The 12,276-nt window shown below is 34.0% G+C and carries 12 protein-coding genes; 2 read left to right on the forward strand and 10 right to left on the reverse strand.

Annotation, left to right across the window (positions count from 1 at the left end):
• Nucleotides 1-708: an ABC transporter ATP-binding protein gene (locus MKO96_RS21270; RefSeq protein WP_240588581.1), complete on the reverse strand. Its 708-nt coding sequence runs from the start codon at nt 706-708 to the stop codon at nt 1-3.
• Between the two features lie 26 nt (nt 709-734).
• On the reverse strand, nt 735-1,487 hold the full coding sequence (locus tag MKO96_RS21275) for a lipoprotein BA_5634 family protein (protein ID WP_240588582.1): 753 nt from the start codon (nt 1,485-1,487) through the stop codon (nt 735-737).
• A gap of 853 nt (nt 1,488-2,340) precedes the next feature.
• On the opposite strand from MKO96_RS21275, the gene MKO96_RS21280 reads away from it, so the two are divergent.
• Nucleotides 2,341-3,102, forward strand: coding sequence for a class I SAM-dependent methyltransferase (locus MKO96_RS21280; RefSeq protein WP_240588583.1), 762 nt, complete (start codon nt 2,341-2,343; stop codon nt 3,100-3,102).
• 49 nt (nt 3,103-3,151) lie between these two features.
• On the opposite strand, the gene MKO96_RS21285 is transcribed toward MKO96_RS21280, so the two are convergent.
• From MKO96_RS21285 to MKO96_RS21295, 3 genes are all read right to left on the reverse strand, one after another.
• Entirely contained in the window at nt 3,152-4,009 is an 858-nt protein-coding gene (locus MKO96_RS21285; RefSeq protein ID WP_240588584.1) for a PhzF family phenazine biosynthesis protein, read from the reverse strand.
• A 277-nt stretch (nt 4,010-4,286) separates the two neighbouring features.
• Entirely contained in the window at nt 4,287-5,414 is a 1,128-nt protein-coding gene (locus MKO96_RS21290; RefSeq protein ID WP_240588585.1) for a hypothetical protein, read from the reverse strand.
• A 105-nt stretch (nt 5,415-5,519) separates the two neighbouring features.
• Nucleotides 5,520-6,062, reverse strand: a complete 543-nt coding sequence (locus MKO96_RS21295) for an NUDIX hydrolase (RefSeq protein WP_240588586.1) — start codon at nt 6,060-6,062, stop codon at nt 5,520-5,522.
• A gap of 138 nt (nt 6,063-6,200) precedes the next feature.
• On the opposite strand from MKO96_RS21295, the gene MKO96_RS21300 reads away from it, so the two are divergent.
• Nucleotides 6,201-6,824, forward strand: coding sequence for a cephalosporin hydroxylase family protein (locus MKO96_RS21300; RefSeq protein ID WP_240588661.1), 624 nt, complete (start codon nt 6,201-6,203; stop codon nt 6,822-6,824).
• Between the two features lie 33 nt (nt 6,825-6,857).
• Here MKO96_RS21300 and lepB read toward each other — a convergent pair whose 3' ends face one another.
• The 5 genes from lepB to MKO96_RS21325 all read right to left on the reverse strand — a co-directional run bounded on the left by lepB (nt 6,858) and on the right by MKO96_RS21325 (nt 12,276).
• The gene (gene lepB, locus MKO96_RS21305; RefSeq protein WP_000806886.1) at nt 6,858-7,379 is read right to left on the reverse strand and encodes a signal peptidase I; all 522 of its coding nucleotides are present in this window, start codon (nt 7,377-7,379) and stop codon (nt 6,858-6,860) included.
• 82 nt (nt 7,380-7,461) lie between these two features.
• The gene (locus MKO96_RS21310; protein ID WP_087981071.1) at nt 7,462-9,615 is read right to left on the reverse strand and encodes a peptidoglycan D,D-transpeptidase FtsI family protein; all 2,154 of its coding nucleotides are present in this window, start codon (nt 9,613-9,615) and stop codon (nt 7,462-7,464) included.
• A 233-nt stretch (nt 9,616-9,848) separates the two neighbouring features.
• Nucleotides 9,849-10,583 carry an NAD-dependent protein deacylase gene (locus MKO96_RS21315; protein WP_240588587.1) on the reverse strand — a complete coding sequence of 245 codons (735 nt, stop codon included), beginning with the start codon at nt 10,581-10,583 and terminating at the stop codon, nt 9,849-9,851.
• Between the two features lie 66 nt (nt 10,584-10,649).
• Nucleotides 10,650-11,297, reverse strand: coding sequence for a pyroglutamyl-peptidase I (gene pcp, locus MKO96_RS21320; protein WP_240588588.1), 648 nt, complete (start codon nt 11,295-11,297; stop codon nt 10,650-10,652).
• 16 nt (nt 11,298-11,313) lie between these two features.
• A complete protein-coding gene (locus MKO96_RS21325) occupies nt 11,314-12,276 on the reverse strand; it encodes a DUF979 domain-containing protein (protein WP_001021646.1) in 963 nt (320 codons plus the stop codon).

Consider the following 12,276-nt stretch of genomic DNA (forward strand, 5'->3'; position numbering starts at 1 on the left):
TTAATTTCCTCCCGTCTTAGGCTTATTCGTAGCTAGCCACTGATCGGAAATGATTTGGCCATCTTCAATTGTAATAATACGGTCAGAAGTTGATGCAATATTTAAATCGTGGGTAATCAATACAATAGTTTGATTATATTTCTTTGCTGTCAATCTTAATAAATCCATGACTTCTTTTGTATTTTGAGTATCCAGATTTCCTGTAGGCTCATCAGCTAAAATCAAATGTGGGCGATTTATAAGTGCTCTCCCAATCGAAACCCGTTGTTGCTGACCTCCTGATAATTCAGATGGTAAATGATTTTTTCTTTCATGAAGTCCCAGAATTCCAATAATTTCGTCCATATAAGGATTATCTACAGGTTCATTATCCAGTAAAGTAGGTAAAGCTATATTCTCCTGCACGTTCAATACAGGAATTAAATTGAAGAACTGAAATATAAAACCAATTTTTCTTCTTCTAAATATCGAAAGTTCATTATCTGTATAATCATAAATATTATTCTCTCCAATAAACACACTTCCTGAACTTGGGCAGTCCAACCCTCCTAAAATATGCAGTAATGTACTTTTACCTGAGCCAGAAGCTCCTACGATTGAAACAAATTCCCCTTGCTGTATAGAAAGATTTATGCCCTTCAAAGCATCTACCCTACTATTTCCTTCACCATAACTTTTAACTACATTCTCTATTCTTACGATTTCCATTTATATCACCTTCTTATCATTTTAAGTTAGTCTTGTACCTCTACAAAGTTTATTTTATGCTGATTATTCGATGAGACCTGATCAATCTCTTGCAAAACTTTATCTACTTCTTGTTTGTTTTTATAATCAAAATCACGTTTTTTAAATTGAATTAATTTCATCATTGACTCTGATTCAGAAATTGCATTATAGTCTTGGTCTTTTAGGATAACAAGGTTCATTGGGGCATACCCAATCCAAATTTGCTGTTTAACATACTGGGCAGATACCATCTTACCGTTCAAATTCAACTGGTTATTTTCAAAATTATCGACCATAGGATTATCACCCGTAGAATTATTACCCGCATAAGAAAATAATAGATTATGGTCACTAGATACTTTATTTTTATCTTTCACCATCTCAGAAATAAGAGACGCTGAATTTGGATCTTTTCTAGCTCTTAGAAGTCCCTTATTAAATAATTTTACCGCGGTAGAACTATTAATAACTGCATATTCTGTAGTATTGATTTCAAATTCTTCATTTGTATCATTTTGTTTCTTATCTTCTTCTGATAATTGGGTCTTTCTTATTGTTGTGACATACTTTACTTTATAGTCTATCGATTGTTTAGTATCATCTTTAAATTCTTGTTTGACTTTTTCTACATCAGCTGCAGTACCACTAACTAGAATCCCATCGACTGGTTGTCCTGGACCTTGTACAAAACGTTTTACTCCTAGTCCTATTCCTATAAAAATAGCAATAACCACCGCATAACTTATAATTTTTTTCATTAGAATACTCCTTTAGTAAATGATTTATATCTGGATTATAGATGAGTTTTTTTCATAAGTTAATGACTTCTATCTAACTATGTGACTTCTAATCTTACAATTTTGTAAGATTAGTATTCCCCATGCTCAACAAGCTAAATTTATATAATAATAATCTTATACGTTATTATTCTCTTTTTTTATTGAAACGGGTCGAATTACAGACAATAACCCAACCTATAATGATTAATGTTACAGATAATAACTTAAGGCTCTTCTTATATATATAATCTAAATCTTTAAAGTAAACAAAGGATATTACTAACTATCCCTAGCATCAAACCCTTATACTTTTGTATAAACATCTTATTCCTCTTTTCGTACAAATAAATTATTCCATATATAACAATACTAAATTATGGAATGTTTTCAAAGAATTAAAACGTTTTTATATTCAGTTTATATGTCTACTTCTTTACTTATCCCATAGATAAGTAAATCCAAAGGGATACAACAACGTCACTTCTTTTATAAACAGTACGACTTTATTGTTACTTAATAGTAGTGAGAAATATCACATATCTCATAAAAGGGCTGGGCGAAAATTTAAGTTTACTAAATACCTTTTCTAAAGTTTGAGTGCACCCTTTTTCTGTACACTCCATCCAACCTTTCATTAAACAACTACCTTCCCCCATAGTTTCAAAGGATTTCCACTCGGTTATCCCGAATATATAAATTACCATTCTCACAAGGAGCGAATTTATATGCATCTATTCGAACACGAAACGTAAAACCGTTCCCCTTTCATAAGAGGTCCTCCTTTTTTCTTTTCTCACCATATCATTTACTTACAAGATAGGAGGATACAATTATGAAACGTGATCCATTATTTTTAACTTTATTAGAAAATGCTAATACAAATTTTAGCGGTTGGGATTTTTCTTTTATTTCAGAAACGGGTCGAATGAAGAGCGAGCCTTTATCGTGGTCATATGGCAGTACAGCTTTCCAGCTTATGCAGCATGCAGAATCAACGCTCGATATGGGGACTGGCGGCGGAGAGTTTTTATCTAAGTTACAACCGTTCCCGTCAACTATTTATGCTACTGAGGGCTACGCTCCAAACGTGCCAATTGCTCGAAAGAAATTAGAGCCTTTAGGGATTACTGTTGTAGAGGTGAGCGATGATACTGCATTGCCATTTCAAGATGGTCAGTTTAATCTAATCCTAAATCAACATGAATCATATGCTGCTTCTGAAGTAAAAAGAATCCTTTCTCCTAATGGAACATTTCTGACACAACAAGTTGGCGGTCTTGATTGCGCGGAACTTAATGAGCATTTAGGCTCACCGCTAAATAGCGAATTTGCAAGTTGGTCGCTTGAAGCGGCATGTAGTGAGTTAGAGGAAAATGGATTTACTATTTTAGAAGAAAAAGAAGAGTTCCCTTTTCAACGCCTTTACGACATTGGTGCAATCGTCTATTATTTAAAAGCGATACCGTGGCAAATTCCTGATTTTACTGCCGAAAGGTATTATGCGGAATTATATCGTATACATGAAATCATCTTACAAAAAGGTTATTTTGATGTGAAACAACATCGTTTTATAATTAAGGCCATTCGCAGTTAATCATGGAGCATATGAAAAAGAGATGGATCTACCATCTCTTTTTTTGTTTTCATTCAATATTTTCTGTATTTAAACACTTCGTTTCACAGTAATATCCTTTGCCACCAACATAAACTTTTTCTATTTTATTCTCGCTATCGGTTGCTAATTTAACTAATATTTCGGAAGGCGAGTGTAAAGAATAACCTTGTTCAAATACATAGACTTCTTTTTGTAAGTAGTGCTGTTCATAAAGGTAGCAAGCTAATGCACCGTTTGAAGTTCCAGTCGCTGCTTCTTCATTGATGTCATATAGTGGAGCAAAGTTTCTGCATATTATTCGATTGTCATTAAAAGTATATAGATGCATCCCGACAACATTATAATACTTGCTGATTTCTTTAATTTTTTCAAAATTAGGTTGTAGTGTATGTAATTGTGTTTCGCTTTTTATAGGAATTAAAATATCTTTTAAGCCTGTGGAGACAATTTGAATTGGGTATGTATTGTCTATATCTTCAATGTCAAAGCAGTCGATAAACTCATTTGGAGATATAACATCATAGAATATCGGTTCGTTTTGTTCCATGAATATGATGTCATCTTTTATGGTAATAGTAAGAACACCGCTGTTCGTTTCAATCGTATAGCGATTCTTGAAAAGTTTATTTACGTGCATCAGTATCGCGAAAGAGCCAATTGTGGCATGACCACATAAATCAACTTCCTCTTTTGGTGTAAAATACTCAATTTTATAATCAGCAACTTCAGATTCTGATATAAATGCGGTTTCCGCATAGCCCAGTTGTTTGGCTATTGCCATTTTTTGAGTAGTGGTCAATATGTTCTCCATAAATACCACTCCTGCTTTATTTCCGCCTTTATGATCCTTGCTAAATGCACTTGCAACATAAACAGATATTTTCATAAGATACCTTCCTCCCCTATAATAAATTGTAGCATAGAACGTACTACATATATATATTGTTGGATAAATTAGCCATAAAGCAAGAGACAAACTATTTTTTAGCATCTGAACTCTCCAAAAATATTTTGTCTACAGTCTGAAAGATGGATCTACCATTTCTTTTGTAATAATCATACCTTCTATTGCTAGAGTCTCTTTAGCTGCCTCGAAAGCTTTATTTAGTTCTTCCTCGCTTTTGAATGCCATAATTTAAATTATCTCCTTCACATCATTTTATTTACTCTTTCAATACGAGAAAAGTAATATCATCCCATTTTTCATCTAATTTTAAAGTAGTCTTTTCAATACTAGCTCCAGTTAACAGATCATATCCTTCAATCTCAGCTACCAATTGTTTCTTTTTACTCTTTGGATTCATATCTTTGTATAAGATATACACCTTATTACCATGTACTTGTATATTAGAAATCCCTTTATCCTCTCTATTGATTTTTGTATTTTTATCACTTTGTAATGAATATGTGCGTATGATGTTCAAATTCTCATCTAACTCTTTCATTTTCTCATCATTATTTAAAACATACACCTTATTATCAATCACCTGCACTAGAACAGGTATGAATTGTTTTTCGTCTAATATCGTTTCTTTTTCTACTACTCTAGTCTTCGTATTTACCATAATTAATTTAGGTGGTAACTTTTGATTCACATTATCACTTAATACAAGTAATAATTTATCTTTATACTTTTGAAAAATTACTTTTTGAGCAGTTGGTGCAAAATACACGTTTTCATTAGGAATTTCAAATTCATTCGTTTTTTTATTTGTGGCCAAATCTATTTCTGAAATATATACTTTGTCTAGCGTTTGTGAAAATGCGTACATGTTATTCTCAATAATATGCGCTCCTTGGATCGTTCCCTTTAGTTCTACACTTTCTTGCCTTTTGTCACTATCTTTCCAATATACAAGTTCACTTATATATTCCTTTTTTTCATCTACCAATCCAATATTTACATCATAATATACATACCCTTGCTCTGCATGGATGAAATATGCCCCTGCATTTACATCTTGTAATTCTTTAGGTCTATTTATCTCTTGTATCTTGCCTGTCTTATCAATAGCATAATGATTGTTATTTCTATTTGATGAGAAGTAGTACCCCTTTTCATCTTTTGCGTTACTCATCATACTTTGGCCATCTACTTCTATTTTACTAATTTCATTTCCTTTTTTATCATACGCATATATGTAACCACCATCTTTCATTGCATTTGAATAGGAAACAAGATAATCTGCTTTTTGAATACCTTTAAGTTCTTTATCACTTTTCCAGCAAGCTACAAAAAGAAACATCGTACATATGACAATTATGCCTAATGAAATATATTTCTGAAACATATCATCACCTCGCATATATAATGAGAGCAATCAACATTAAAATGCTGATTGCTCTATAAAAATATTATCTACTAGATTATAAGAGTGATGTTTTCATACCTTTTTCTATTGAGAAACGACTTGTTTTTCATACCGTTTGTTCGCATCATCTTCCGTCAACAATGCAGTTGTGTAATTAATAATATTTCGGTTATCATATGTGAATATATGCTCTAATTTGTTATCTTCCGTTAATACTATTGGTAAGTATTTTGGTAAATTGCTAACTACACCTCTATTATCACAATTTAATATCCAATCGATTTCTTTCCATTCTAATAATCCTTCCGCCGTACTTAATGGTGTGTCCATATGTACTCCATCTGGCAAATCAGCAAGAAATACATACATTCCTTCACTACCCCGGGGCTCATCCTTACTTTTAAAAACCACATTCCCTTTATACGTTACACTTGGAAGATCTATGCCTGTTTCCTCCAGCGTTTCTCTAATGATTCCTTCATATGGCGTTTCATTATCTTCAATTTTTCCTCCAACGCCATTCCACATTCCCATATTTGGCTTTTTATTTCTATTCAATAAGAGTATTTCATTTCCTTTTCTAATGAAGCAAATTGTGTACTTATACATACGTTCATTTCCTTTCATTTACACATGAGTTATTTAGCTTATTTTTAAGTAAAAACACTCGCCTTACAATTCCTTACTACATAATATATAGTACAACTTTCATACGTAAACATTTTACGTAAAGCGAAAGAATCCTTTTTAGAAAGGAGAATTAACATCGATACTATAAGCAATGAATTTCTAAAACTTTATTACGACAGCAACGTTTGGTTACATGATACACACTGGCTCGGGGTTCCAATCTGTAAACTTCCCTCTGACCTTTTTTTGTACCAGGAGATCATTCATGAATTAAAACCCGATTTAATTATTGAATGTGGAACCTTCTATGGTGGTAGCGCACTATATTTAGCTTCTATGTTAGATCTAATTGGAAAAGGTCATGTACTTACTATCGATATATTCCCACAACCAAATCGGCCGTCACATAATCGGATTACGTATTTAACAGCTTCTTCTGTTTCTGTACAGGCCGTCCAAACAATTTTAAGTATGCGCAAACCTGATGATGTGATTTTAGTTATTTTAGATTCTAATCATAGTAAAGAACATGTCTCAAAAGAACTTTTACTTTACAAATCTATTGTAACAAAAGGCAGTTACTTGATTGTAGAAGATACAAGTATTAACGGAAATCCCCTCTCTCCTGATTGGGGCCCTGGTCCAATGGAAGCTGTAGAAGAGTTTTTGACTAAAAATAACAATTTCATAATCGATGAATCCAAGCATAAGTTTTTCATTTCATTTAATCCAAAAGGTTATTTAAAGAAGATAAAGTGAAACTTTAATAAGTGGGGTTTTGTATAACCCCACTTATTCTATGATCTTCATTTTTGAAAAAGGATAATATACAAATTCCACTTTACCTATTATATTATCTTCTTCAATATATCCTAGGCCATTTCGACTATCTCTACTAAGTTCACGATTATCTCCCATTACAAATAACTTATTTGGCGGGATTTTTGTCTTTTGAAAATTATAAAACACTTGCGTATTATTGAATAAATCTTTATTTGTATACGGTTCTTCTTGCTTTTTATCATTCACATATACTGATCCATTCGTTATGTTAATTACGTCACCAGGAAGTCCTATTACCCGTTTCACATAATATTTCGACTCATCCTCTTCCTTTATAATGACAATTTCTCCGTGCTCTAAATTAGAAAAATGTACTGCTGCTTTATTTACAAATACGTAGTCTTCTTCATATAAAGTCGGTTGCATCGATTTTCCTTCCACTTTACATAAAGTAAAAGAATGATAGGCTACTACCAAAACAAACACGAAGAGTATGTATTTCCCCCAGCCTCTTTTAATCTCCTGTTTCATATCCATTCCCACCTTGTTTAAACGCTTTTTAACTCAAAAAATATATCACTGCACAATATGTCTCCATGCAGTGATACTATTTTTACTGGGCCTTGTTCGGCTGTTCTACTGGGACTGGATTTCCACCCGCTCTTTTCGTTTTCAATTCAAAATACGCATCCAAAATCTCTTTACCAATCGCGGAATTAATTCCTGATTTGTCATCATTCACCCAAGGTACAACAACTGAAAAAGCTACTTCCGGATCAGCATCATATGGTGCATAACCGGCAAGAGTTAAATTATAACATTTTTTTCGGTTATTGTTTTCATCTCTTCCAATATCACTTTCTCCACCGTATACAGTTTCAGCTGTTCCTGTTTTTCCAGCTGGTTTATACGGTAATCCTTTAAATGTTGCCGTACCTGTTCCGTCAGTTTCTTGAAAAACTCTTCTAAATCCTTCTTTTACATGATTAATGTATGAAGTGTCCATATCCACTCGATTTAAAATAACTGGTTCAATAGACCGAACAACTTTTCCAACATCCTCTGGTCTATGTGGTTGCTCTCTCACTTCTTGTACAATTTGTGGTTTCATTCGGTAACCACCGTTTGCAATTGTTGACATATATTGAGCAAGCTGAAGCGGCGTATATGTATCGTACTGTCCAATCGCATAATCAAGTAAAAAACCAGGTATGTCATCCGTTCTACCCATTTGACCAATCGATTCATTCGGTAAGTCAATTCCAGTCGGTACACCTAATCCAAACTGTCTAAAATAGTAGCGCATTTTATTAAATGTCTCTTTTTTAATATCTAGCGGATTGTTTGGTACATAATTTACACCTGCCATTTTTAATGCTGTATTAAACATATAAACGTTTGATGAAACTTGTAAAGCTCTTAAATCATCAATATCACCAAAATCTTTCCACGATTTCTTTGGCTTGACACTTCCTTTAAAATACATTGGTGCATCAAAGAAATGCGTATACGGCTTAATTGTTTCAGTTTGATATCCGGCTAATAACGTAGCCCCTTTCACGGTTGACCCTAATTCATAAGAACTTGTCATCGTCCCTAAAGCGAAGTCTTCTATTTGCATTCCGCCATCTTTATTTACAATTTTCTTTCCTGCCATTGATAAAATTTGGCCATTTTTCGGGTTCATCATTACAACGAACGCACGATCCATCATCGGCTCTGCAGAATGAAATGCTCGTAAATTCTTTTCAAGACTTTCCTCTACTTTTTTCTGTAACTCCATATCAACAGTTAACATTAAATTATTTCCGCTTTTTCCTTCAGTCACTTTTTCCGTCCGAATAATATTTCCTGCTTTATCCGTAATATTTTTAGACTGTTCTTTCGTTCCATGTAACGCATCTTCGTACTGTTTCTCGATGTAGCTCTTACCAATACGGTCATTGCGGTTATAATCACGCACTAAATAATAATCTAACTGTTCTCTTGGCAAACCCTCATTTTCAGTAGAAACGCTACCAAGAATAGAGCGAAGTATTTTATCATTTGGGTATTCACGTTCCCAATCCACTGTCGTATCCACTCCTGGTAAACTTGCCAATCTTTCACTTACGATTGCATATTCATTTTGACTTACATCTTTTTTAACAATTTGCGGCGTCATTTTATATCCCGCATTCATCCTACTTTTAATTGCTAGTACTTCTAAGTCCTCTTTTGAAAGTTCGCTTAATTCTTCTTGCGTAATTCTTTCTCGGCGCAACTCTTCTACTTTTTTATCTAATTCTTTCCCTTCTATCTCTTGCTTCCTAAATGTACTCTCATCTTCTTTCGTCACTTTTTCTGCTGCTCGTTTTTCGTTTAACTGCATCCAAAAATCTTTTTTATCTGTTTCTGTCAACTTATTTATATCTTCTGGCGACATTTCAATTAGCTGGGCTAAATTTCTTGCAACTTGTAAAACTTCTTTCGAATCTACTCCTTTCATTTTTGTATATGTAACGGTTCGTAGTGGTTTGTTATTTACAATCACTTGACCTTGCCGATCAAACATTTTCCCTCTAGGAACAGGAGTGCTTACCGTTACATCTTCCTTTTTGTTTACTTCATTTCTATACGTTTCTCCATCAATGATTTGTACTTTACCTAATTGAATTATAATAGCTGAAAATAAAAGAAAGACGATAAAAAATAGTACATTTAATCGAAAAGGAATATGAGTCTTTTTCTTTTTCGATTGTTTCTTCTGCTCCTTTTTCTGTCTCATTTCGCTCCCTCGCTTCATTCTATTAACATTTCTACGCAAAATCATTATGTATCAAATTTATTTATATGATATATATAGAATTTTATATTAATTACTAAAGAAATAAAAGATTTAATTTTCAGTATTTTAATTATATAACCTATTTATTACCATTCCCTTATTAAGGAATAACATGAATGTTATTCAAACAAAAAACTGAGGTGTTCTCTATACACCTCAGTTTTTTCGGTAACTTATTTCATTGAAGATAACCCTTCAACAAATTCACCAATCTTATTTTGAAAAACAAAATCAAAGTTATATTCTTGCCCTGTTAACTCTTCATTTACTAAGATGGTTGTTGCGCCTACTTCTCTTTTTGCAATTTGCGGGAATGAAGCGACAGGTTGCACTTTTAATGACGTTCCCATAACGAGAAGCACATCTGTTTCGTATAAACGTTTTATCGCATTTTGATATTGCGGCAATGTATCTCCATATAACACAACGTCTGGATTTAAAATGAAATTACACTTCTCGCAGCGAGGCACTTCATGATCAATCATATACTGCAAATCATACCCCTCTTTACACTTCGGACAATGTGCTGTTTGAAGCGTTCCATGTAAATCAATGACATGTTTACTACCACCTAATTGATGTAAACCGTCAATATTTTGCGTTAAAATCGTAATATCTTTTCCTTGTTCTTCTAATTCAGCTAAAAAGCGATGGCCACGATTTGGTTTGTATTGATGAAACGTATTAATTTGAAAGATTTCTTTATAATGCTTCCAAAATTCTTTCGGGCTTCTATTATAATATCCCCTTGATAAATACATCTCCACATTCGCATTAGCATACAATCCATTTGCTGAACGAAAATCTGGGATACCACTTTCCGTACTTGCTCCTGCGCCTGTTAACACTGTAATTTTCTTCGCTTGCTCTAAAATTGAGCGTACTTCTTCAAATTGCACAAAAATCACCTCTATGTATATTGCTATACTTATTATACCAGTTGTTTACAGGAGGTGTTGTATGATTCGATTTATTTAATGCGTCGTACCCCCAATTTCAACAATATCCACCTCAACTGTCGTCGTTACCGCAACTGCCAATTCTATCCCTTTACGAATAGTAGAAAGAGACATACTCGGTTGACCTGAATAATTACTCGCTTGTTCTGGTAAAAACGGTATATGAACAAATCCGCCTTTTATTTTCTTATCCTGTTTCTCTAGTTCACGCATGAGTCCGTAGAATAAATGATTACAAACGAATGTACCTGCTGTTTGTGAAACGGAAGCTGGTATGCCTTCTTCTTGAAGTCTTTTTACAATTGCTTTCATCGGAAGCGTAGACCAATAGGCAGCCGGTCCTTCTTCTACAACCGGTACATCTACCGGCTGATTCCCTTCATTGTCAGCAATTCTTGCATCATCAATATTAATTGCGACACGCTCTATCGTAATATCTGGTCTGCCTCCAGCTTGTCCAATACATATAATCATTTCAGGGTTTAGTTCTTCTATATACTCTTTTAATACACTGATTGATTTTTGGAATACAGTTGGTACTTGTTTACTAATAATCTTGTATTCTCCGATTGTTTTTTCATGCAAACTTTTTGCGACTTCCCAAGCTGGGTTGATGCTTTCTCCGCCGAACGGATCAAATCCTGTTAGTAATACTGTTTTCATAATTTTATCCTCCTCATTAGAAACGATATACAAGGCCGTACATAATAAACATATTTATGATAAAGATTGAAAGAGCAATTGGTACTTGTGCTTTAATAACTGCATTTTTATCCTTTAGTTCTAAAAGCATCGCCGGAACGATATTAAAGTTTGCTGCCATTGGAGTAAGTAGCGTTCCGCAATATCCAGCAAACATACCGAGCGCTGCCATAATCGCTGGATTCCCGCCGTGCATTTGAACAATTAAAGGTAAGCCAATTCCACCAGTAATAACGGCAAACGCTGCGAATGCATTTCCCATTACGACTGTAAAGAGCATCATTCCTAAACAATATGCCATAACAGCTACAAACGGATACTCTGTCGGTAACACTTGTCCAACTAAATCAGAAACGACTTGTCCAACGCCAGACTTTGCGAAAATACCGCCAAGTGCCGCTAACATCTGTGGTAAAATAACAGCCCAGCCGACAGCTTGTAATAGTCTACTTCCTTCTTGAACAGGCGTTGTTATTTTCGATTTTGTAATACGCATCGCCGCAACGAATGCAAGTAATGCCCCTAACGCTAATGCGACTAGTGTTACTTTATCTGGATCAACAAGGGAGACATTTCCCCATTTGATTTTTCCTAACGTTAACGTACCGATAATTGTAAAAATAGGAATTAATAGTGCAGGCATAAAAATTTTATTTTTTAATTTCTCAGCATGTTTCACACGTTCTTGCACTGGTACTTCTTTCTCCTCTGATTTTGTTACTTTGTTTAGTGAAGCTAACACGACCATAGCGAGCACGATACAGCCAACGTAAAACGAAGGGATTATATTTCCGAATAAAAACGTAACTGCAAATAACGCCCAAAATAAGCTAGAACCAAATCGATTTGGATGTTCACGATCAAATGCAATACGAACAGCGATAAAGGCAACGATTATACCTAATACGTAATAAATTGTATCCATTGTGATAATGTTCAT

Origin of the sequence: Bacillus sp. ES1-5, from assembly GCF_022487605.1 — a bacterium.
GTDB classification, from domain to species: Bacteria; Bacillota; Bacilli; order Bacillales; family Bacillaceae_G; genus Bacillus_A; species Bacillus_A wiedmannii.

Excerpts from the sequence above, each read along its gene's own strand:
- MKO96_RS21270 (WP_240588581.1), bottom strand. The coding sequence starts at position 708 with ATGGAAATCGTAAGAATAGAGAATGTAGTTAAAAGTTATGGTGAAGGA.
- MKO96_RS21275 (WP_240588582.1), bottom strand. The coding sequence starts at position 1,487 with ATGAAAAAAATTATAAGTTATGCGGTGGTTATTGCTATTTTTATAGGA.
- MKO96_RS21280 (WP_240588583.1), top strand. The coding sequence starts at position 2,341 with ATGAAACGTGATCCATTATTTTTAACTTTATTAGAAAATGCTAATACA.
- MKO96_RS21285 (WP_240588584.1), bottom strand. The coding sequence starts at position 4,009 with ATGAAAATATCTGTTTATGTTGCAAGTGCATTTAGCAAGGATCATAAA.
- MKO96_RS21290 (WP_240588585.1), bottom strand. The coding sequence starts at position 5,414 with ATGTTTCAGAAATATATTTCATTAGGCATAATTGTCATATGTACGATG.
- MKO96_RS21295 (WP_240588586.1), bottom strand. The coding sequence starts at position 6,062 with ATGAAAGGAAATGAACGTATGTATAAGTACACAATTTGCTTCATTAGA.
- lepB (WP_000806886.1), bottom strand. The coding sequence starts at position 7,379 with ATGAAACAGGAGATTAAAAGAGGCTGGGGGAAATACATACTCTTCGTG.
- MKO96_RS21310 (WP_087981071.1), bottom strand. The coding sequence starts at position 9,615 with ATGAGACAGAAAAAGGAGCAGAAGAAACAATCGAAAAAGAAAAAGACT.
- pcp (WP_240588588.1), bottom strand. The coding sequence starts at position 11,297 with ATGAAAACAGTATTACTAACAGGATTTGATCCGTTCGGCGGAGAAAGC.
- MKO96_RS21325 (WP_001021646.1), bottom strand. The coding sequence starts at position 12,276 with ATGAACATTATCACAATGGATACAATTTATTACGTATTAGGTATAATC.